Genomic DNA, 21,257 nt, shown 5'->3' on the forward strand with positions numbered 1-21,257 from the left:
AAAAGGAGATGGGGAGACAATGGAAAGCTTGAAAGAAAAAGTGTATGCACAACTCTCGCTGGCTAAACAGGCTTCACGGCAAATGGCGCTCTTGACCCGTACAGAAAAAGACAGGGCATTGGCTGCCATCGGCGAAAAGCTGCTGGCCGACGAAAAAACCATCCTGGCGGCAAACGAGCTGGATATCGCCAAGGCGGAAGTTGACGGACAGCCCGCCTCTTACCTCGACCGCCTGCGCCTGACACCTGCGCGTGTACACGATCTCGTGGAAAGCCTGGCTTCCTTGGCCGCTCTCGATGATCCTGTCGGACAAAAAATGGATTCCTGGACGCAGCCGAATGGTCTCGTCATCGAACAGATTCGCGTCCCGCTTGGCGTCATCGGCATGGTGTACGAAGCTCGGCCGAATGTCACCGTCGATGCGGCGGCGATTGCGCTGAAAACCGGCAATGCGATCGTCCTGCGCGGCAGCCACAGCGCCGTCAACAGCAACGTCGCGCTGGCCCGCTCGATTCGCGAGGCGCTGGCAGCGACAGAACTACCCGAAGCCGCTGTGCAATACCTGCCTTTTGCCGAGCATGCTTCTGTCGACCTGTTATGTACCGCAAACGGACTGGTCGACGTCATCATCCCGCGCGGCGGAGCAGGTCTGATCCAGCGCGTGCTGCAACTGTCCAGCGTGCCTGTGCTGGAAACGGGAGTAGGCAACTGCCACATCTATATCGATCAGGCGGCCCGCTACGACATGGCAGAAGCAATCGCCGTCAACGCGAAAACAAGCCGCCCCGCGGTCTGCAACGCAGCCGAAACGCTGCTCCTCCACCGCAACTGGCCGCACGACTACCAGCGGGCGCTGCTGCAAAAGCTGCTCGATCAAGGAGTCGAACTGCGCGTCTGCGCCAAAACGCGAGAGGCGCACCATGAGCTCGCTTCTCTCCTCCGCGAAGCCCAGGCGGCGGACTGGGATACGGAATACTCCGCTCTCATCCTGGCTGTCCGCACAGTCGACAGTCTGGCCGAAGCGATTGAGCATATAACCGCGCACAGCTCAGGCCACTCCGAAGCGATCGTGACGGAAGACGACGCCGCAGCGAATCAATTTTTGGCCGCTGTCGACGCAACTGCTGTCTATCACAACGCCTCTACCCGCTTTACCGACGGCGGAGAGTTCGGCTTTGGCGCCGAGATCGGGATCAGCACGCAAAAGCTGCACGCCCGCGGGCCGATGGGCTTGCCCGCACTCACTTCCTACAAGTACGTCGTACGTGGAACGGGACAAATCCGCTAGTCCAAAGGGAGGAAACAGCGATGAGCAACCAAACAGCCAGTATAACAACCGGACAAATCGGCTTTCTCGGCGCAGGCTCCATCGTGGAAGCGATGCTTTCGGGGATTTTGAAAAAAGGCTTGACCTCAGCAGACCGCATCTTCGTCACCAACCGCAACAACGCGGAGCGCCTGGAGAAGTTGACGGACGCATACGGGGTCAACGCCACCACGGATAAACTGGCGGTGGCGCGGGCATCTGACATTTTGATTTTGGCGATCAAGCCAAAGGACGCGGGGGAAGCGCTACTCGAACTGCGCGGAACCATCTCTCCGAACCAACTGATTATTTCCGTCATCGCAGGCGTTCCTACCAGCCTGATCGGCGAATGGCTGGGGGTAGACTGCCCGATCATTCGCACGATGCCGAACACGTCATCCGCTGTCGGGCTGTCTGCGACAGGACTGAGTGCCAATGCGTTTGTGCGTCCCGAGCAGCTTGCACTCGCCACGCGCCTGTTTGAAGCGATTGGCACCGTGCACGAAGTCGCAGAAGAAGAGCTCGATATTATCACAGGGCTGTCCGGCAGCGGCCCGGCCTATATTTATTATTTGGTCGAAGCGATGATGGGAGCAGGCGCGACAGCCGGGCTGGATCGGGAAATGGCCCGTCAGCTCACTCTCCAGACGGTGATCGGCGCGGCCCATATGCTGCTGGAGACGCGCGCAGAGCCTGCCCTGCTGCGCAGGCAAGTCACCAGCCCTGGCGGAACTACGCAGGCAGGGCTGGAAGTGTTGGAGTCGTATCGGTTCCAGGAGGCGGTAACAGCAGCCATCCTGCGGGCGACAGAGCGCGCCAGGGAAATGGGCGCGCAGTATCGGTAAGTATCGGTAAGAGCTTTTCGCAAAGATGGTTGCTTCGTGAGCCGCCTGTGCGTTACCATGTTGAAACAAAGCATGTCCGGGCGCGCACGCAAGCAGGCGCACCGTTGCCCTATTTTTTGCGAGAAGCTTAACGAGGGAGGTATCCGATGGAAATCTACGCCTTGTACGGCACCAGTGGTACAGGAAAAAGCTCCAGTGCACTAGAACTCGCCCACCGCATGAATATCGACGCCATTATTGACGACGGCATCCTGATCTACCAGGGTCGCAAGGTGGCTGGTACCTCCGCCAAGTACGAAAAGACAAAAATCCAGGCGGTCAAGCGGGCGATTTTTCACTACGACGAGCACGCAGAGGAAGTGCGGCGCAGCCTGGAGCAGATTCAGCCGGGACGCTTGCTGATTCTCGGCACGTCGCAGCGCATGATTACACGGATTGTCGAGGCGCTGCACCTTCCTGCTTCTATTGAATACATTCCCATCGAGTCCATCAAGCCGCCGCAGGAAATCGAGGCGGCGCGCTACGTGCGGGAGACGATGGGCAGGCACGTCATCCCGATCCCGCGGGTCGAGGTTGAAAAAGACTATTTGCAGCGGCTGATTGCTTCTGCCACCCGCATTTTCAGCTCGAAAAAGGAAGTCATCGGCGAATCGACCGTGGTTCACCCGCCTTTTTCCGGCGGCCGCATCCTGATTCATCCCCAAGTGCTGCGCAAAATTACGCTGGCTGCTTGCAGCCGTTACGAAGAAGTCAGCCAGGTCGTCAAAGTTGCCTTTTCCTTCGACGATTTGCCTCGCCTGCAGATCACGCTGGCCCTCAAGCTGCCTTTTTTGGCGGATATGACCCGATTGATCCGGGACATTCAGGAAGATTTGCACAAGGAAGCCAGCTTTTGCCTCAACATCGCCCCGGCCAGCATCGACATTCAGGTCGCCTCGCTGGAGCTCGCCTCTGCAAAATAGCGGAACCGGTCCTTTCTCGGATCGGTTCTTTTTTTGGCGGAAAGAGGCAGGGTTACTTGCTGTCTTGTTGCCCATCCTATACGTGTATCACACATGAAAGGAGCAATCAGATGCCATCCATCATGTCTTCCACGCCTTTTCAACAAGCGCCGATTCCCGAGCCGCCCAAAGTCATCACGACCAAAGACTTGAGCTACCTGAAAGATGCGTTGTCCTGGGAGCTGCTCGCCTTTAAAAAGCTGCATTTCTTTGCCCAGCAAGCCACAGACCCGGACGTGAAGCAATGTCTGGAGAAAACGGGCCGCATGCACCAGCAGCACTACGAAAAGCTGCTCTCCCACCTGCAAAACAACAACACAGCCGTCATGGCGACCTTGCCGCAGACCCAATCCCAACAACAGCAACAACAGATGCAGTAAGGGAGGAGAACAAGGATGCCAAACCAAAACCAGATCGCAAACCCGCAATCCGGACAGTTGCCGCAAATCAAAGGGCCGCAAATGAATGACCGCGATTTTCTCAACGATTGTCTGGCGACCTGCAAATATGTCACCGACAGCCTGAACGTCGCGGTGCGCGAGATGAGCCACCAGCAACTGTACAGCGACATGCTGCAACTGTTGAACGAGACGCACCAGTCGGCGCGCGATACGTTCAACCTCATGTTCCAAAAAGGCTGGTACAAGCTCGAAGCGGAGGAACAGCAAAAGCTGCAGCAAGCTTACCAGCAGTTCTCCGGCTACTCCAGTCAGTTTCCGTATCATTAATTTTGCTGTTTTTTCTTCCAGCATGGCTGACGCAGCCTTGGTCCGACATTCGTTCGGGCCGGGGCTGCTTGTTGTGCTTGCGGCGTTTTCTTCTGAAGGTCTTTTTACTCCTTTTTCCAGATTGTATAATTTGTTGGAGAAGGGGTGATCCAGATGAAAGACGGTTTTCTGTTTTGGCTCTCTCTGCTTTGTGGCTTGCTCGCTTCTGCAGGTTCCCTGGTTCTGTGGTACGTTTTGCTGTCCGAAAAGTCCTCCGTCTCTGCGCTGACGTCTCTTTGCCTCGTGCTCCCGGCGTTGCTCGGCTTGCTTGCTTCCTTTGTAAAGCCGCCCGTTATTTTGCTTTCTTTTATCGTCTCCTTTCCGCTCAGCCTGTACTTGTCCATGAATGCAGACAAATTTTCCTTCTTTCTCATTGCCTCCTTGCTGTATTTGCTGTCCGCCGTGTTGAAAGGGAGGACGGCAAAAGCACGCTGGAATCCTTGAGCGACTTTCGGCTTTGCGCTTTCAGCAAGCAGCCTCCACCTGTTTTCAGCCATTGGCCCGCAAAAGCTGGGCGACAGTGAACAGCGCCCGCTCCAACTCGTCGTCTGCCGCATACGCATACGACAAGCGCAGATGTTGGCTGTCCGTCTGGTCGTACACGAAACCGGGATTGAGCAGGACGCCTTCTGCCAGCGCCTGCGTAAACAGCTTGCGCATCGACACGGGCTGGCGCAGACGCAGCCAGATGTAAAAGCCGCCCTGCGGCATCTGCCAGTCGGCCAAGTCGGAAAACCAACGTTCGAGAAGCTCGCCCATCCGCCCTCTTCTCTCCTTGAGCGCCGTGCGGATTCGTTCGAGGTGACGTTGATAGCGCCCGCTCGTCAGCCATTCTGTCGCCGCCCATTGCGAGAGGGCGCTGGACCCGTAGTCAATCTGCATTTTCACATCGGCCAGCCGTTCAATCACAGGCTGCGGCCCTACGATCCAGCCGATTCGCAGGCCCGGGCTAAGCGTTTTCGACAAGCTGCCAAGGTAGAGCACCAACCCGCTCTGATCGCTCGCCTTGAGCGGCGCTGGCCCCGGCTCGTCCAGCCACAGCTCGCCGTACACATCGTCCTCCAGGACAGGCAGCCGCTCCTGTTCGCATACGGCCATGAGCTGCCGCCTGCGCTGTTCGCTCATCAAAATCCCGGTCGGATTGTGAAAAGCCGGGATCGTATAGAGCAGCGCTCCGTTATGAAGCTGCTTCTGCCGGACGACAGAGGCAGGCGCTATCCCTTCCCCATCCATTGCTACGCCAGCCAGCCTCATCCCTGACGACTGGAATAACGGCAGCGAAAACAAGTACGAGGGCTGCTCCAGCAAAATCGTCGAGCCACGGTGCAAAATCCCGAGCGAGATCAACTGCAAAGCCTGCAACGCACCGGATACAACCAAAATGGACGCCGGGGAAGCTTCGACCCCTCGCGTGCGCAGGTGAGCGCTGATCGCCTCGCGCAGCGGCAAAAGCCCCTTCGGCTCGGAGTAGCCGAGCTGAATCATTTTTCCCCGCAGGTCGCCAAGCACTTCCTCCATCTCCGCCGTCGGGATCAGCGCGGGCGAAAGCTCTCCTGTACCCAGGCGGATGAAGCGCGGGTTTGGCTCATAACGGTTAATGTCCTGGATCGTCGGCGAATTGGGCAGGTGCGTGCCCGCCCGCACATAGCCCAGCCAATCCGGCGGCGGTGTGGTCGTCAACAGCGACCATGTGTTGTTGCAGATGACCGAACCGCTCCCGACCGTCGATTCGATCAGCCCTTCCGCTTTCAGCTCCTCCAATGCAGTCACAACCGTGCTGCGGTTCACCTCGAAGGCAGCAGCCAATGCGCGCTGTGTAGGCAGCTTGCTGTTGACCGGCCACTCCCCTCCGGCAATTTTTCCTTTGATGTACGCGACAATTTGCGCGTAAACAGGCATGTCACCGGATTTGTCCGGCTTCCAGTCAATCGTCAGCATCCGTTCCCCTCTCCTTTGCTCTATTGTACAAATTGGTTGGTCCAGGAGTAAACCAATTGGCTGGAGACATTCTGCCCTTCCTCATGAATAATGTCCATAGCGCCATTATTTTGTTTGCTTCTATCGTAAAAGGAGGAAGGAATTGTGCTGGAAGCCATTTTGCACGGGTTTGTGCTCGCCTTCGGGCTGATTTTGCCGCTGGGTGCGCAAAACGTGTTTGTATTCAACCAAGGGGCCGCACAGCCTACGCTGTGGAGAGCTGCTCCCGTCGTCCTGACGGCAGCCGCCTGTGATGCGCTCCTGATTTTGCTCGCCGTCCTCGGCGTTTCGCTGGTCGTCTTGACTGTTGCCTGGCTGAAAACCGTCTTGTACGTCATCGGGGTTTGTTTTTTGCTGTACATGGGCTACCTGACCTGGCGCAGCCGACCAAGCCTGGATAACGGGGAAAAAGCAAGCTTTTCCGCCAAAAAGCAGATGATGTTCGCCGCTTCCGTCTCTTTGCTCAATCCGCACGCGATCCTCGACACAATCGGGGTCATCGGGACCAGCTCGCTCAGCTATGCGGGAGCAGAAAAATGGGGCTTCACCATCGCCTGCATCCTCGTCTCCTGCCTCTGGTTTTTCGGCTTGTCCGTGGCAGGCAGAATCATGGGCAAGCTGGATCGGTCAGGGTCCTTGCTGCGCAGCCTCAACATCGTCTCTGCGCTCATCATGTGGGGAGTCGCCGCCTACATGGCAAGCCAGCTATATTTTGCCTAGCTCTGCGAAAAGTGCATAAATGCTCACGCCTCCACTTAAAATATCCCTAGTCGGATTCCTATGTGGAGGTCTTTTTATGCTTTTTACCAAATCGGACGCCCTGCTGGATGAGTTATACGCCATCGCCAAAAACGTGTACGACTCGGCCATTTATTTCAATAAGTATAAAATCAAGTCGCTGGATACGCTAAAACGCTTTTCCGAGGAAATGAAAGAGTATGAGTCAAAAGGCGACAAACTGATTCACGAGATCATCGTCCGGATCAACAAAACGTTTATTTCCGCGATTGAACGCGAGGACGTGCTGAATCTGGCCGTCAAGCTGGATGATGTGCTGGACGGCCTGGAGGGGTGTGCCGCTCGCCTGTACATGTACGACATCATGGAGCCGGATGAGACGATGGTCAAATTCGGCCAACTGATTGAGGATGCGACCCAGCAAATTTTGTTCGCGATTGAACTGTTGCAAAAACAAAAGCTGCCCGGCATGAAGGAGTACATCATTCGCATCAACGATCTGGAAAGCGCCGGCGATGAGCTGGTGCGGGAAAGCATCCGGCGGCTTTTCAAGTCGACGAGCGATCCGATTCACATCATGCAGTTCAAGGAAATTTACGATGTGCTTGAGGATGTCATGGATCATTGCGAGGACGTCGCCGATGCGATGGAGACGGTGATTATGAGCAATACATAAACGAAGGAGGCTCCCTTCCATGCACACTAGCCTGCCTCTTGTGATCGCTGTCATTGTTCTGGCCGTTTCCTTTGACTTCATCAACGGCTTTCACGATACAGCCAATGCCATCGCCACCACAGTCTCGACCAAAGCTTTGCCGCCGAAAACCGCCATCGCCCTGGCCGCGATCATGAACTTCGTCGGCGCGCTTGCTTTTACAGGAGTCGCCAAAACAATCGGGGGAAAGATTGCCGATCCCGCCAAGCTGGAATACGGCGTGCTGATCGTGCTGGCTGCCTTGGTCGCGGCGATTTTCTGGAATCTGGTCACCTGGTGGTACGGCATTCCGAGCAGTTCGTCCCATGCGCTCATCGGTTCCGTCGTAGGTGCCGTTTTCGCCTCGGCTGGCGTTTCGCAAATCAACTGGAACGGCTTTTTGGAAATTTTCGAGGCGCTGATTTTGTCGCCGATCATCGCGCTTGTGGCTGCTTTTCTGCTCATGAAGCTGGTCTACGCCCTGTTCCGCAGCATCCAGATACCGCCCGCCAAAGTAAACCGGGGCTTTCGCTACTTCCAGATTCTCACCGCCGCCCTGCAATCTTTTACCCACGGCACCAACGACGCGCAAAAAGCAATGGGGATCATCGTCTTCGCCCTGGTGGCTGCCGATTTGCATGCGGATACCGCGTCGATTCCGTTTTGGGTCCAGCTTATTTGCGCGATTTCCATGGGGCTGGGAACGTCTGTCGGCGGCTGGAAGATCATCAAGACGGTCGGCGGCAAAATTACGAAAATCGAGCCGATCAACGGCGCTACCGCTGATTTAAGCTCCTCCACGATCATTTTTACATTTACGCAGTTGGGGCTTCCGGTCAGCTCGACACACGTGATTTCCTCGGGGATTATGGGGGTCGGCGCAGCGAAACGGCTGAAGGGCGTCAATTGGGGCGTCGCCAAACGGATCATCATCACCTGGTTTATTACACTGCCAATCTCCGCACTGATTTCAGCGGCGCTCTACTACATGTTGAGTTTGTTTTTTTGAGCGAAGGCGATTGTAACCCTCTCTGGTATATAATGGACGAAAACCTGAATACAGCGGAGGATTGTTCATGACCATTCGCACAGAAGAACCGCAAGACTACCATACGACCGAGCAGGTGGTGCAAGCAGCGTTTGCTGGCCAGCCTTTCTGCGATCAAACGGAGCATTTGCTCGTCAAGCGCCTGCGGGAATCAGCCGAGTTCGTGCCTGCGCTCTCGCTCGTTTTCGAAGAGAACGGCCGCATCGTCGGCCATCTGCTGCTGAGCAAAATCAAGATCGAGCACGATGGCGGCTCCTTTGACGAGGCGCTTGCTCTCGCCCCCGTCTCCGTACTCCCCTCTCATCAGGGAAAAGGCATCGGGGCGGCACTCATCAACCATTCGATCAATGCCGCCCGAGCGCTCGGCTACAAAGCGCTTGTCGTGCTCGGACATGAGCGCTACTATCCCAAATTCGGCTTCCGCCCCGCCTCTCATTGGGGCATCCGCGCTACGTTCGAGATTCCCGACGAGCTGTTTATGGCGCTGGAGCTTGCGCCCGGCAGCCTGGACGGGGTTCATGGCACGGTGCGTTATTCGCCTGCTTTTTCTGGCTGAAAAAAGCGTACAAAAAAGCCTTTTCCCTTCATCGCAACTGCTTTGCGCAGAGCGTAGACGGGAAAAGGCTTTTCTACTTCACGGCCATGTCCCCTCGTCGCCGACCGTGTTTCATCTCCCGCTGGTATTGGGCGAAGAGGCGGTCGACCAGAGAAGATGCGCCTTTTGGCTTTGGCCTCCTACTGCTTTTCCTCCAGCGCCTTCACGCCTTCTTGCAAAAACCGGGCATCCTGCCATTTCTGCTGCACGTTTGCGCGCCATTTTTCCGTCGTCAAAAGCGCTGCCAGATCGTCCCCGAACAGTTGCTGAATCCGGGAGCGGGAGACAGTCAGCGTCCGGTCCAAAAACCGGTAGTCAATCGTCTGCAAATTGTCGATCAAGGCGAAGGCGGCGACCGAATTGTAGAGCAGCATCTGCCGGATCGCTTTTTCATCCTCGCGCAGCTCGTCGGCTTCGTAATGAACTTCTATGGCAAATTCGTCGGAGCGCAACTGATACGACCGTTTCAAGTCTTTCAACGGCAGATGGTTGAACAGATTCAGGTTGGAAACATCGCCCATGTACTTGTTTTTGTACGGCAAAATCGTTTGCAGATCGTGCGTCAGCGGGCTTTGCTGGTCAGCGAGGTACTGCTCGGCAGCAAGCTCCTTTTTCGGGAGAATCCAGCCTTGAATGACAGCAAACAGGCCAATCCCGAGCAAGGCGAGCAACAAAATCAGCTTATTTTTCACGTCACTCCTCCTCTCTCGCTTCGCATTTCATGATCGCTTCTGGCAGCGCGTGCAGCAAAAGCGGCACGATGATCGACACGGCGGGCAGCACGTACTCTACCGCTACCGTGGCAAACTGGTAAGGCCCTGACAGGCTGACCGCTCTGGCGAACCATATATGGCTGGCAAAGTGAATCGCTGTCGTGTACGCGAAAGAAACCGCCATATACAGCGCCCACAGCGACCACCCGATTTTGCGCAACCGAAACGCCGTGCGCAAATTCAGCTCGCTCTTTTTTGCGGCAGCGGACAGGCGCTTGCTCCGGAGCAAGACGGCGTAGACGATTCCTTCGAGCAAACACAGTACCAACAAGCCGTGGTTTACCGAAATGCCCATCCCCCAAATGCGCAGCGGCATCGTCGCAATCCAGGCTACCAAAGTGTAGAGCAGGGCCCGCTGCAGCAGCTCTTGCCAAAAAGCAAGGACGTAGACCGACCGGCTTTCCCCGACGAGCGAATCGACCGAGGGAAGCTGGTCTGTCGCCTTTTTCACCGCCTGTTCCAGCGGCATCCCGTCTGCGACCAGATCCGCCACTCGCGCCTCCAGATTGCTCAGCACTTCCCACTTCAGCTCTTCGATTTGCCTGCTGCTTTTGTACTTGGCGAACAGCTTTTCCACATGGATTTGCAGACTATGCATTACGCTTCCTCCCGCCTTTCGATAAGCTGATCGATTAATTGCCTGGCAACCTTCCAGGACGCGAGCGCACTGGCAAACGCCGCTCTTCCTGCCTCGGTCACCTGATAATATTTGCGCCTTCCGCCCTGGCTCTCATCGCCCCAGTACGACACGATCAGCTTTTGCGCCTCCAACCTTTTCAGGCTCGTGTACAAGGAAGGCTCTTTCAGCTCGTATTGTTCACCGCTGTTTTTGAAAATCGTTTTGATGATCTCGTAGCCGTAGCTGTCTTTTTCGCACAGCACCCGCAAAATGATCGCATCAATATGCCCGCGAATAATGTCGCTGCTGATGCTTTTGTCGCCCATCCGGTTCACCTCGCATGTACAGCATAACACATATTACTACGCATGACAAAGTAATGTGTATGAAGAAGTATGGCACGCATGCTTGAGCGCCCGCCGCCGCCCAGGCGCACTGGACCGATAACGCCGGAAGCTGTGCTGCTGTGCCCGTGCGCAAAACAAAAAAGCCCTCTTTTGCAAGAGAGCTTTTGCCGTCTGTCTGCCTGTATGCTGCTATTCGATCGCCGCCAGCTCGCGTCCGAGGAATTTGGCTACTTCCAGCATGCCGTAAATTCCCGAAGCCGCTTCGGCGTCCGAGTTGTAGTTCGTATTCGTGTTGATGTCATAGGTGAAAATTTCCCCGTCGCGGTTGCGGATGAACTCGATGCCTGCGACCTGGATTTTGTTCGCCGTCAAAAAGCGCTCGTACTGCTGAATAATCGGATCCGCAAAGCCTTCGATCACCTGGAACTTCGGCTTCGCAGGCACTTCCTCGCCCACCGGGCAGAACAGGTCGCCGATCTGGCACGCATCTGCCGGGCACAGTTCGAAGCCTTCCGACGTATCGACCTTCACCGCATAAATGAAGCGGCCGCCCACGAACTCACAGCGGGTAATGTACGGCTCCGGCGCCTGGATGTACTCCTGGATCAGCGTAATGCCGTCTACCGGCTCGTCAAAATCCGGGCCGTTCACATAAGCCGCCAACGCTTCCTGCGAATGGAACAACTGTACGCCCAAGCCTTTTCCTGCTCGGTTATGCTTGGTGATGAACGGCTGGCTTGCAAACGACTGTGCCGCATTTATCAGTTGCTTGCGCCCGACGGTGGCGATCGTCTTCGGCGTGCGAATTCCGAACTCGCCAAGCGCGAGGTATTGCGCCACCTTGCTCACTTCCAGCCGAAGCGCGCTCGTGCCGTTGAACACCTTGCGCCCGTGGCTTTCCAGCCAGTTCAGAACCGCTGCCGTCAGCTCCGGCGCATAGCGATGATCGCGGGTGTGGGAGGAAGCGCTCATGCGGCTGTAAAAAACGCCATTCGGCGGCTCTGCCGTCAAATCGACAGCGCCCTCGTCCAGATGCCATTCCTCATACGGCAGTCCCAGCTCTTGCAAACGTTTGGTCAAATGCACGGTCCACTCGCTGTTTTCATGGATGACGTAAATCTTTTTCATCGAAAAATCTCCTCTTTTCTGTCAGACTGCCCGCTCATCGCTGTGACCGGAACGGATGGCTTACGAAAGGCTGTGGCTCGCTTCGCGCAAGCTCTCTACCAGCGGCATGACTTCTTTGGCAAACCGCTCCATTTCCTCCAGTTGCGGCGAAAATTGCAGCAGCAGAAGATCAATGCCCGCTTGTTCGTAGGCGAGAATCGTCTTGGCGATATGCTCCGGCGTGCCGACCAGATTCGGGCGCAAGCCGCGGTTGGAGACGGAATAGTCCCGCAATTGAATCTGTGTTTCCAACTGGGATTTATTGATAAAGTCCTGATAGCCTGCATAGCCGCTCGATTCTTTCACGTCGGTGATGCGCGCCAGCTCCTCCTGCGCCTCTTCGTCCGTCGCGCGGCAAATGACGTAGGCCGCCATGCCAAACGCTGCAAACGGCGCTTGTCCCGTCGCCTGGCGACGCTGTTTCATGTCGTTGATTTTTCGCTCGATTTCCTCTACGGTGCCGCCGTGCATGACATAAGCATCGCACGCTGCGGAAATCACCTGCTTGCCACGCTCGCTTTCCCCGCCCGCGTACAATACCGGATTCGGCTTTTGCACTGGTTTTGGCGCAAGTTTGGCTTCGCGAATTTGATAAAATTTTCCGTCATAGCTGAACGTTTCCTGCGTCCACAACCCTTTTAAAACGTCCAAAAATTCCAGCGTTCTCTCGTAGCGCTCGTCGTGCTCGGTAAAAATGCCGCCGTATTGCCGGGCTTCTTCCTCCCACCAGGCCGAGACGACGTTCAAGGTAAAGCGTCCGTTGCTGATGTGGTCGATGTTTGCCGCCATTTTTGCCGTAACGGCCGGGTTGTGAAAACCAGGGCGCACAGCGGTCATGATCTCGATTTTTTCCGTCACGGCTGCCAGTGCCGCTGCTGTCGACCACGCTTCGAGCGAGTCTTGTTCCGGACCTTTGATGTCGTTCAAGTACAGCTCGGCGATGAGCGTCGTATCGAATCCCCACTTCTCCGCTGACTGGATGACTTGTTTTGCGTAATCAAAGGTAGGCGGCATTTGTTCATCTTCCACATTGCGAAGCCAACCGCCAAAGATCGGGAGCCAAAAGCCGTATTTCATCGTTCTCTACTCCTTTGCACGTGCGGGAATCGTGTTGCGCACTATAAAAGCAAAGTAATCCTACTACAAAAGTACGGATATTTCAATACGGAGAATTGGCAAAGTGAGCGCGTATTTGCCGCTTGGAAAATTTCTCCCCCGCCACGCCTTTTGTTGCACGCATGCCAACATGAAAAAACTCCCGCCAGGAGAAAATCTTCCAGCAAGAGTTCGGGAATGCCCATCGTCTGTCGATGAGGAAAAATGTGTTTACTGTTCACAGAGTGGGGACAGGATAATAGTAACTTCATCATGTTATTGCCGCAAAGGAGCTGATTTGCAAATGTCTCGTCAATGGTTCCGGCAGCTTCGCTATCCCCTCATCGCACTGGCCGTAACATTAACGCTGCTTTGGACGCATCACCAGCGCTTGCATACTTCCTACGCCGCCACTACGCGGTCGCACACCGTCACGATCTCCAGCGCCGGCTTTTTGCCCAACCAGCTAACGGCGCGGGCAGGCGAGCGCGTCTCGTTAATGATCGTCAACGCGGATACGCGCCCGCACAATCTCTCCATTCGCGATCTGAACCTGTCCTCGACAGAGCTGAAGCCGACGCAGTCTACGATGCTGCAGTTTTCTGCCGATAAAAAAGGGCGGTTTTTCTTTGTCTCGGACGCCCCCGGCTACCCGGAGAGCGGCTACCAAGGCATGCTTGTCATTGAGTAGCCTCGACTTTGTCGTCGGGAGCCGCTTGCTTCCACGGCCCATACGTAATCAAAACAAGCGGAATGATCCCGATTACCGTGATGATGCCAAAAAACAAATAGATGCCTAGCGTAGAATACGAATCTTTGATCCAGCCAGCCACGAGATTGCACAGCATCGTCCCCAGCCCGCCTCCTACCGAAAAGAAGATGGCCAGCGCCGTCACCTGCAGGGAGGGGGGCGTATTTTCGCGCACAAACTGGGCAGCCGTCGCCAAGTAAAAACCTACCGAGATGCCTTGAATGAAAAACATGGCGATAACGAACGTCGTGCTGGGTGCCGAGCTGTACCAGAGCCAGCGCGCCGCCCCGCACACAGCAGCGAGCAGCAGCGTCAGCTCCAGGCCCCACCTCCGCACGAAAACGCCTGCCAGCTTCATAAACGGCGCTTCACTGCCTGCAAACAGCAGAAAAGCCAGCCCCACTCCCGCCACCGTGCCGCCAATCTCCTGATAAAACAAGGAAAACCAGATGTTGTTCGCGTTCACCGCGCCAAGCACGCAAAAGGACGCCAGCAAAAACAGCAGGTAGCGCGGAAGCCGCAGCAAATCCCGCATGCCAGCCAGCATGCCGACGCGAAAGCGCGACGTCTCCTCGGACTCGTCCGGCACCCGCAGCAAAAACAGCATGGCGATCAACAGCGCGAGACAGTAGGAGTAAAACAGCACGGATGGCCCCCACTGTTCGACGAGAAGCCCTGTCACAAAGGCGGCGAGCGCAAAGCCAACCGCTCCCCACAGCCGGATGTCGCCGAATTGCAGGCCGTTTTTTTTCGCGTAGCCCAAAGCCAGACTGTCCGAAATCGGAATGACGGCGCTCTGAAAAAATGAGAGGATCAAATAGAGCAGGAAAACAAAGGCGAAGCTGGACACGCCGACGAAGAAAAGTCCGGCCAGTCCCGAAGCTACAAGCGTCAGAATCAAGACAGTTTTGCGAATTTGAAAGCGGTCACAAAACAGCCCCCACATCGGCTGGGCGACAATCGAAACGATGGGAGCGACTGCGCTAATCAAGCCGATCTGGGTGCCCGTGAGCGAAATCGAGTTGTAGTACTGCGTAATCAGCGGAGAAAACGCACCAAACCCGTAGTAAACAAAAAGATAAAGGGCGCAAAGACTGAAGTATCTTCCGCCAGCGCCCGAAAGTCCCATACCGGAATGTGATCCTGGCATATCGTTCTCCTATTTCACCCTCGGCAATATTTTCTCCATGTCGACGGTTCGTTTCTTCTCCCATGTAGCCGGGTTGAACTCATCGAATTGCTCCAGGAAGGTAATCACTTCTTTGGTCAAAGGAGTTGGCGTGGAAGCGCCCGACGTCACCGCGACGTTTTTCTTTCCGCGCAGCCACTCGATGTCGAGCTCGGACAAATCCGCAATCCGATAGGACGGCACATTCGCGATCTCTTCCGACACCTGCGCCAGACGGTTGGAGTTGTTGCTGCGCGGATCGCCCACGACAATACACAGGTCTGCCTCGCCCGCCTGCGTCGCGACTGCTTCCTGGCGCACTTGGGTAGCCAGGCAAATTTCGTTGTGCACCTCTACCCCAGGGAAACGGTGCAGGATGGCATCCATTAAATGTTTGACATCCCACTGGCTCATCGTAGTCTGGTTAGTGACAATCAGCTTGTCGGTCGGGACGTCGAGCGCGTCCAGCTCTTCCAGCTTTTGCACGAGATGCACGCGGTCCGGCGCGATGCCGACTGCCCCCTCCGGCTCCGGATGCCCTTTTTTCCCGATGTAGATCACATGGTAGCCATCCGCAATTTTTTCGCGGATCAGGTCGTGCGTCTTCGTCACGTCCGGGCAGGTCGCATCGACAACGGTCAAGCCTTTGTCCCGCGCTTTTTTCCGCACCTCCGGAGAGACGCCATGGGCGGTGAAGATGACGGTTCCTTCGTTCACCTGGTCCAAAAGCGCCAGCCGATCTTCTCCATCCAATGTTTTAATGCCTTGTTTTTCAAACGCCTCGACGACGTGGGCATTGTGTACGATCATGCCCAAAATGTGAATCGGGCGGGGAAGGTCAAAGTTTTGCGCTGTACGCAGCGCCAAAACCATGGCATCGACAACACCGTAGCAATATCCGCGGGGGGAAATCTTGATGACTTCCATCTGTACCCCTCCTAAATTTCTAATGACGTTCGCCCACTATTATACCTTATTTGCCTGCTGCCCGCTTCTGTTCGTAAACCTTCAGATTATTGTAGACAACTTTCAGGAGCGGCGTGGACAAGCCTTTTTGTTCGGCGTGCTTTAACAGGTAGCCTTGCAGGTGGTCGGCTTCGACCGGGAGTCCTTTTTCCATGTCGCGCAGCATGGACGATTTCGCTTGCGGGCGCTGGTTTTGGAACGTTTCCATTTGCTTTTCCACGATATCCGGCTTGATCGGCGCTTCCAGTGCCTGCATGACGGACACGATCTCCTCCGCCAACTGTCTGGTCAGCTCCACGCCATAGGCGGACTCGCGAATCGGACCGACAGCCGAGTTCATGAGCGTCGTAATTCCGGAGAACGTCGCGATGAACAAATATTTGTGCCAAGCCTCGCGCTGGATGTTGTTGCTCGCCCGCATCGTTCCATTGATTTTGGAAAAAGCTTGCTCCAGCCGCTCTACGCGCTCGCTTTTTCCGCCTTCCCACTCGCCGAACACCGCATCGTGAATCGGACTTGTCTGCACGACGTCGCCTTCTGCGTTTAACGTCGTTTCAATGAAACAAAGGCCGCCAAGCACCCGTTCGCGTCCAAAGCGATCCCGTAGCGGCTCCATGTGAGCCATCCCGTTCAACAGCGGAATCACGATCGTGTCGTCTCCGACATAAGGGGCAATCGCATCCATGCTCTCTGCGAGCGTGTACGCTTTGTTGGACAAAAGGACGACGTCGAACGGCCCTGCCGCCTCGCCCGCCTGAATCATCTGCGGACGCTCCAGGTGCAGGTCGCCATGGATGCTCTGCACCCGCAAGCCTCGCTCCTGCAGTTGCTTGTATCTACGTTCACGCACCAGAAACGTTACATCCACACCCGACTCTGCCAGTCGGCCGCCAAAATAACCTCCGATTCCTCCTGCCCCCAGTACCAGTACCTTCATCATGATCGCCTCCGCGTTTATTCATAATAGTTCGTCTATATTCTACAAAAACGGAACCAAATTCTAAACCCCGCAATATCATGTTAGAAAAACTAACATTTGGGGTAAGAAAACCTCTTGACGAACATTGTCTGTTATAGCTATAATTCGAAATATAGAAATTCACGAAAACACGAACAATAAATATTCAAATACGAAAATATTTCGCGAATGGAGTGGGTTGTTTTGGATATGAAAACTGTCTTGTCCACCATTGATGCAGAAAAAGTGGAATATGTGGACTTCCGCATTGTCGATTTGCTTGGCCGCCAGCACCATGTTACGGTTCCTGCTTACGCAGTAGACGAAGGCACTTTCCGTAACGGCGTCGCCTTCGACGGCTCCAGCCTCATCGGCTACAAATCCATCGAAGAGAGCGACATGGTCGCGATGCCTGATCCTTCCTCCGCTTTCATCGATCCGTTTGTCGAAGCGAAAACGATGAACATCATCTGTAACATTGTCAATCCGGACAACACCACATACACCCGCGATCCACGCGGCATTGCCCTCAAAGCAGAGGCGTATCTGCAACAAACCGGACTGGCTACGGCCGCCTACTTCGGCCCGGAATCGGAATTTTTCCTGTTCGACAGCGTGCGCTACGACTCCGGCCCATCCGGTTCGTTCTTCCACATCGACTCGGAGGAAGCGTTCTGGAACACCGGAAAAGAAGGGCAAAACCTGGGCTACAAAGTGCGCAACAAAGGCGGCTACTTCCCGGTACAGCCAACTGACTCGCAAATGGACATCCGCAACGAAATGTGCACTCTGATGACCAAAGCCGGCCTGCATGTAGAGCGTCATCACCACGAAGTGGCGACCGCCGGCCAAGGCGAGATCAACTTCCGCTTCGACACGTTGACTCGCACGGCTGACAACCTGCTCTTGTTCAAATACATCGTGCGCAACGTAGCAGCGAAGCACGGCAAAACAGCGACCTTCATGCCCAAGCCAATCGTCGGCGACAACGGTTCCGGCATGCACGTCCACCAAAGCTTGTTCAACGGCGACACTCCGCTGTTCTACGAGCAAGGCGGCTACGCCAACCTGAGCGAGACAGCGCTCTACTACATCGGCGGCATTTTGCACCACGCCCCAGCCTTGATCGCGCTGACCAACCCGAGCACCAACTCGTTCAAGCGTCTGGTTCCTGGCTACGAAGCGCCTGTTAACCTGGTCTTCTCCAAAGGAAACCGCTCTGCCGCCGTACGGATTCCAGTCGCCGCGGTAACGCCAAAAGCGTCCCGGATCGAATTCCGCACGCCAGACTCCACCGCCAACCCATACCTGGCCTTCGCTGCCATGCTGATGGCTGGCCTGGACGGCATCAAGCGCAAGCTCGACCCGCGCGAACTCGGCTACGGCCCGCTGGATCGCAACATCTACGACCTGTCCGACGCAGAAAAGCATGAAATCAAGCGCGCTCCTGGCTCCCTGGAGGAAGCCTTGACTGCCCTCGAACAAGACCACGCTTTCCTGCTCGAAGGCGACGTCTTCAACAAGGAAGTCATCGAAAGCTGGATCGCCCTGAAGCGCGCGGATATTCAACAAGTAGAGCGCACGGTGAATCCGAAAGAGTTTGAGTTGTACTACGATCTGTAAGATTTGTTCATACAAAATAGCCCGTTAATTACGCTGGTTTTTCACCCTTGATTCCTCAAAATAGGGACACTTCGGTGATAATTTACACAAAAAGGCACAGGTTTTACCCATAAAACAACTTAGCCCTTCCCGTTTGGGAGGGGCTCTTTATATTGGCGGGAACAATTTCTCGTAGGTAGGTAATTAATAAGATTAGAAATTTCGTTTGTGACAGAGTATTGAAAATAGTTAATATAGCCATAATGTTTCTTTGCAAATAGCTTGCAACAAACCACGGTTACTTCTCCACTTCTTCTATCAATTGCCCCTCTTTTGTAGCCTTTTCTACCTCAGACATTTTTGCCTCCACATCAATAATATCCTTATCATTCTCCGATACGTTGCCAAACCAATCCTCCAGCTTTTGAACGGCTTTGAGCCTAACTGTCTTGTCGATATTTAACGCCACTTGTCCAATGGCAAACATCAGTACAGCGAAGTCATCCGTGTATCCAGCAGCAGGAATAATGTCTGGCACCAGGTCTACAGGAAAAGCGAGGTAGCCGAGCGCTCCGTAGATGCGAGCTTTAGCCCATGCAGATACTTTTGGATTTTCCAGAGCGTAGTAACCGAGAAGGGCGGTATATACGACTTTTTTTCCTGCTTTGGCAGCATGCTTTGAGAGTTTTTCCCAAAAGGATTGTTCCGAGTAGTGCTTTTCATAATCTTTCGGATCAAAGTTCACGCTAACCCCTCCATGCTTTCACTATCTGCTCTTTTTCTTTCACCTAAACAATCTCGTAAAACGTCCAAAAAGTAAAGTCTTCCCCCTTGCCTTCCCGCCAGCGTCATCCTTTAGCGTTGATGTCAGTCATTCCGACTCACATACGAAAGGATATTTTGTCATGTCTGATTATTACGTCATGCCCATGTTTGTAAACGTAGAGGTCAAAAGCGTTTGACGAAGTCATGGGAGCGATGCGCTAGCGGAAGCCACACTTTCCTTTCGCTCCTATCCGAAACCAAGACATGAATACAGTCGTATATACAAAAAAAGGATTTTTTGGAGGGGAAAACCGGATGGAATTGCTTTTTGCTTTGTTCGAGTTGATTGGAAACGTCATAGGGATGCTGCTACTGAAGAACGAGCGAAGCAAAAGCTAGCTCCAGCAGGGACAACTGCGCCTTCCACGTTTTCCATGTGCGGAAAGCTGCTTCCACACAGAAGCAGCCTCCCCAAAATCATTCGACTGTCAGGTGGAGGAAACCAAATGAGCAAACTGGAAAAGGGAATTATTTATTTGTTCAGCTTTATTTTTTGCCCCGTCGGGTTGATTGTCTGGATCGTTTCCATGTTTAATCAAAACCAGCAATTCAAAAGCGTCGGGCGAGTCGCCTTATACGTCGCCGCTACTTCTTTTTGCCTCCAGCTTATCATCGGGGTTTTGAATTTTGTTTGGTACTCAAACATTAAAATTTATTGAAACAAACTATACCTTCCATGCATGCTGCTACAAACTTACTTATGGATTGACGCAGGCAAAAGATTAGAGCCGCTTCCCGATTAAGAAATCGTCACGGCTACGGATCGGGGCCGCCAAACGTTTCGACATAGCCGCTCCCCCCACATCTCCGCCACATAAAAAAACGGCGCCGACCATGCTGCTCGTTTAGTCGCGCGCCTATCCCCAATTGAACTTATACTAGATGACATTATTCATATCGTCGGAATGGCGGCTGGCTTTCACATCTAAATAATGGAAATGCTCCCACGCTTCAGGCAAACCCTTTTTTCCACTTCTCCATCAAATCCCGATACGTCTCGCCGTATTTAATAGCGTGCTCGATGTGCGAATAGTTCAACACCATATCATCGCCCTTGCTCTCGCAGCAGGCGAAAAACAGGCTTTCCATCAGGTTGTGGTTTTCAATCGAGTTCGTAATATGAATGCAATCATCAAGAGCGTCACTTGCGTCGTGCTTGTAAAACAGAAACGTCCCTTCCTTGAACGGCCCTTTTTGCGTGGCGTCCTTCCAGATCAGCATGCCGAGCGTAATGAAATAGCCCTCCTGAAAGCGGATGACCCCCGTAATGACAGAATCAATCGTGGTGGGAATGATCGCGATCGAGCTGCTTAGCCGATGGACGTATTCATACAAGGCTTTGTTGGTTTCTTTCAAATCAAAGCTCGAAACATGAACGAGCTCTTTATCCCTTAACTTCTCGACAAGCTGTTGCACACAGAGCGTCTTGTTCAAAGCTGAAATCACAATCTCACCACTTCTCCCGTTTTAAGTAGGTCCCTTCTCTTTTATTCGCTAGAAAAAGACATATCCCTACAAAATTCGCCGACTTTCTCAACGACCCGCTCGGGAGCCTGTCTCCGTACAGGCAAATGCGGCCCCGTCAGCAAACGAACAGAATAAGCGGTTAGTAAGTCAACAGGATAACGGGGAGTAAAACGACAGGACAAGCAGTAAGCGTGACGGTCCCAGACGGCTGCGCATAAGATAAAAAGGGCGGATATCCCTACGGAAATGAGGCTGGAAAATGAAGCAGAACAATGGTTTTTCTGCGGAAGATCTGGCGTTGATGGCTGCCGTGCTGGTTCTGTTGGGCGATTTTTTGGCCTTTTTATCAATCCTGAAAGACCGGCAGGAAAAAGCAGAAAAGAAGGACAAGTAAGCATGCAAAACAAGCGTGTTTACATACGCACCTTTCGCTACAGAAAAAAGGAAAAGCCCTTCTCGTCTTGTGCAGGCTGGTATTATCCCCTCATGGTAGACAGTGAAAAAAGACCTCATGGTATGATGAGATCAACACTGTTGACCGGAGGGGA

At 54.3% G+C, this 21,257-nt stretch carries 24 protein-coding genes; 13 read left to right on the forward strand and 11 right to left on the reverse strand.

Features of this window, described 5'->3' with window-relative positions:
• Window positions 1-19: 19 nt before the first annotated feature.
• From AC3WQH_RS15555 to AC3WQH_RS15580, 6 genes are all read left to right on the forward strand, one after another.
• A complete protein-coding gene (locus AC3WQH_RS15555; protein ID WP_005826665.1) occupies window positions 20-1,288 on the forward strand; it encodes a glutamate-5-semialdehyde dehydrogenase in 1,269 nt (422 codons plus the stop codon).
• Window positions 1,289-1,308: 20 nt separating this feature from the next.
• On the forward strand, window positions 1,309-2,151 hold the full coding sequence (gene proC / locus AC3WQH_RS15560; RefSeq protein ID WP_005826666.1) for a pyrroline-5-carboxylate reductase: 843 nt from the start codon (window positions 1,309-1,311) through the stop codon (window positions 2,149-2,151).
• A 146-nt stretch (window positions 2,152-2,297) separates the two neighbouring features.
• Entirely contained in the window at window positions 2,298-3,113 is an 816-nt protein-coding gene (locus AC3WQH_RS15565) for a hypothetical protein (RefSeq protein ID WP_005826668.1), read from the forward strand.
• A gap of 110 nt (window positions 3,114-3,223) precedes the next feature.
• Window positions 3,224-3,532 carry a ferritin-like domain-containing protein gene (locus AC3WQH_RS15570; RefSeq protein ID WP_005826669.1) on the forward strand — a complete coding sequence of 103 codons (309 nt, stop codon included), beginning with the start codon at window positions 3,224-3,226 and terminating at the stop codon, window positions 3,530-3,532.
• Between the two features lie 15 nt (window positions 3,533-3,547).
• Window positions 3,548-3,880, forward strand: a complete 333-nt coding sequence (locus tag AC3WQH_RS15575; RefSeq protein ID WP_007787407.1) for a spore coat protein — start codon at window positions 3,548-3,550, stop codon at window positions 3,878-3,880.
• A 153-nt stretch (window positions 3,881-4,033) separates the two neighbouring features.
• Window positions 4,034-4,363: a hypothetical protein gene (locus tag AC3WQH_RS15580; RefSeq protein WP_007787409.1), complete on the forward strand. Its 330-nt coding sequence runs from the start codon at window positions 4,034-4,036 to the stop codon at window positions 4,361-4,363.
• 45 nt (window positions 4,364-4,408) lie between these two features.
• Here the strand turns inward: AC3WQH_RS15580 and AC3WQH_RS15585 are convergent, their stop codons facing one another.
• The gene (locus AC3WQH_RS15585; RefSeq protein ID WP_492332138.1) at window positions 4,409-5,857 is read right to left on the reverse strand and encodes an aminotransferase-like domain-containing protein; all 1,449 of its coding nucleotides are present in this window, start codon (window positions 5,855-5,857) and stop codon (window positions 4,409-4,411) included.
• A gap of 144 nt (window positions 5,858-6,001) precedes the next feature.
• Between AC3WQH_RS15585 and AC3WQH_RS15590 the strand changes: the two genes are divergently transcribed.
• The 4 genes from AC3WQH_RS15590 (at window position 6,002) to AC3WQH_RS15605 (ending at window position 8,932) form a co-directional block, all read left to right on the forward strand.
• Window positions 6,002-6,616 carry a LysE/ArgO family amino acid transporter gene (locus tag AC3WQH_RS15590; RefSeq protein ID WP_025846270.1) on the forward strand — a complete coding sequence of 205 codons (615 nt, stop codon included), beginning with the start codon at window positions 6,002-6,004 and terminating at the stop codon, window positions 6,614-6,616.
• A gap of 76 nt (window positions 6,617-6,692) precedes the next feature.
• Entirely contained in the window at window positions 6,693-7,310 is a 618-nt protein-coding gene (locus AC3WQH_RS15595; protein ID WP_005833675.1) for a DUF47 domain-containing protein, read from the forward strand.
• A gap of 19 nt (window positions 7,311-7,329) precedes the next feature.
• Window positions 7,330-8,337, forward strand: coding sequence for an inorganic phosphate transporter (locus tag AC3WQH_RS15600; RefSeq protein WP_005833676.1), 1,008 nt, complete (start codon window positions 7,330-7,332; stop codon window positions 8,335-8,337).
• 67 nt (window positions 8,338-8,404) lie between these two features.
• Complete coding sequence (locus AC3WQH_RS15605; RefSeq protein WP_005833678.1) at window positions 8,405-8,932, forward strand: GNAT family N-acetyltransferase; 528 nt, start codon at window positions 8,405-8,407, stop codon at window positions 8,930-8,932.
• 179 nt (window positions 8,933-9,111) lie between these two features.
• On the opposite strand, the gene AC3WQH_RS15610 is transcribed toward AC3WQH_RS15605, so the two are convergent.
• From AC3WQH_RS15610 to AC3WQH_RS15630, 5 genes are all read right to left on the reverse strand, one after another.
• The gene (locus tag AC3WQH_RS15610; RefSeq protein ID WP_005833679.1) at window positions 9,112-9,663 is read right to left on the reverse strand and encodes a DUF4825 domain-containing protein; all 552 of its coding nucleotides are present in this window, start codon (window positions 9,661-9,663) and stop codon (window positions 9,112-9,114) included.
• A 1-nt stretch (window position 9,664) separates the two neighbouring features.
• Window positions 9,665-10,342 carry a permease prefix domain 1-containing protein gene (locus AC3WQH_RS15615; protein WP_025846277.1) on the reverse strand — a complete coding sequence of 226 codons (678 nt, stop codon included), beginning with the start codon at window positions 10,340-10,342 and terminating at the stop codon, window positions 9,665-9,667.
• The gene (locus AC3WQH_RS15620) at window positions 10,342-10,689 is read right to left on the reverse strand and encodes a PadR family transcriptional regulator (RefSeq protein WP_025846278.1); all 348 of its coding nucleotides are present in this window, start codon (window positions 10,687-10,689) and stop codon (window positions 10,342-10,344) included. Before AC3WQH_RS15620 ends, AC3WQH_RS15615 begins: the two co-directional genes overlap by 1 nt.
• A 210-nt stretch (window positions 10,690-10,899) precedes the next feature.
• Window positions 10,900-11,838, reverse strand: coding sequence for an ATP-grasp domain-containing protein (locus AC3WQH_RS15625; RefSeq protein ID WP_025846279.1), 939 nt, complete (start codon window positions 11,836-11,838; stop codon window positions 10,900-10,902).
• Window positions 11,839-11,898: 60 nt separating this feature from the next.
• Complete coding sequence (locus tag AC3WQH_RS15630; RefSeq protein ID WP_005835715.1) at window positions 11,899-12,954, reverse strand: LLM class flavin-dependent oxidoreductase; 1,056 nt, start codon at window positions 12,952-12,954, stop codon at window positions 11,899-11,901.
• A 322-nt stretch (window positions 12,955-13,276) separates the two neighbouring features.
• On the opposite strand from AC3WQH_RS15630, the gene AC3WQH_RS15635 reads away from it, so the two are divergent.
• On the forward strand, window positions 13,277-13,663 hold the full coding sequence (locus AC3WQH_RS15635; protein ID WP_005835716.1) for a cupredoxin domain-containing protein: 387 nt from the start codon (window positions 13,277-13,279) through the stop codon (window positions 13,661-13,663).
• Here AC3WQH_RS15635 and AC3WQH_RS15640 read toward each other — a convergent pair.
• The 3 genes from AC3WQH_RS15640 to panE are packed head-to-tail and all read right to left on the reverse strand — an operon-like array spanning window position 13,653 to window position 16,794.
• Window positions 13,653-14,873, reverse strand: a complete 1,221-nt coding sequence (locus AC3WQH_RS15640) for an MFS transporter (protein ID WP_007787419.1) — start codon at window positions 14,871-14,873, stop codon at window positions 13,653-13,655. The genes AC3WQH_RS15635 and AC3WQH_RS15640 overlap by 11 nt on opposite strands.
• Window positions 14,874-14,882: 9 nt before the next feature.
• Window positions 14,883-15,818: a 4-hydroxy-3-methylbut-2-enyl diphosphate reductase gene (locus AC3WQH_RS15645; RefSeq protein WP_005835719.1), complete on the reverse strand. Its 936-nt coding sequence runs from the start codon at window positions 15,816-15,818 to the stop codon at window positions 14,883-14,885.
• 46 nt (window positions 15,819-15,864) lie between these two features.
• Window positions 15,865-16,794 carry a 2-dehydropantoate 2-reductase gene (gene panE / locus AC3WQH_RS15650; protein ID WP_005835721.1) on the reverse strand — a complete coding sequence of 310 codons (930 nt, stop codon included), beginning with the start codon at window positions 16,792-16,794 and terminating at the stop codon, window positions 15,865-15,867.
• A 225-nt stretch (window positions 16,795-17,019) separates the two neighbouring features.
• Between panE and glnA the strand changes: the two genes are divergently transcribed.
• Complete coding sequence (gene glnA / locus AC3WQH_RS15655) at window positions 17,020-18,438, forward strand: type I glutamate--ammonia ligase (RefSeq protein WP_005835723.1); 1,419 nt, start codon at window positions 17,020-17,022, stop codon at window positions 18,436-18,438.
• A 277-nt stretch (window positions 18,439-18,715) separates the two neighbouring features.
• Here the strand turns inward: glnA and AC3WQH_RS15660 are convergent, their stop codons facing one another.
• Both AC3WQH_RS15660 and AC3WQH_RS15665 read right to left on the reverse strand, forming a co-directional pair.
• On the reverse strand, window positions 18,716-19,162 hold the full coding sequence (locus AC3WQH_RS15660) for a YkvA family protein (RefSeq protein WP_238504372.1): 447 nt from the start codon (window positions 19,160-19,162) through the stop codon (window positions 18,716-18,718).
• A gap of 1,031 nt (window positions 19,163-20,193) precedes the next feature.
• Window positions 20,194-20,688 carry a hypothetical protein gene (locus AC3WQH_RS15665; RefSeq protein ID WP_005835726.1) on the reverse strand — a complete coding sequence of 165 codons (495 nt, stop codon included), beginning with the start codon at window positions 20,686-20,688 and terminating at the stop codon, window positions 20,194-20,196.
• A gap of 267 nt (window positions 20,689-20,955) precedes the next feature.
• Here AC3WQH_RS15665 and AC3WQH_RS15670 point away from each other — a divergent pair.
• Window positions 20,956-21,257: hypothetical protein (locus tag AC3WQH_RS15670; protein ID WP_492332139.1), on the forward strand; the 302-nt coding region annotated here is incomplete at its 3' end.

The organism is Brevibacillus sp. FW301-21C12A, assembly GCF_058788915.1.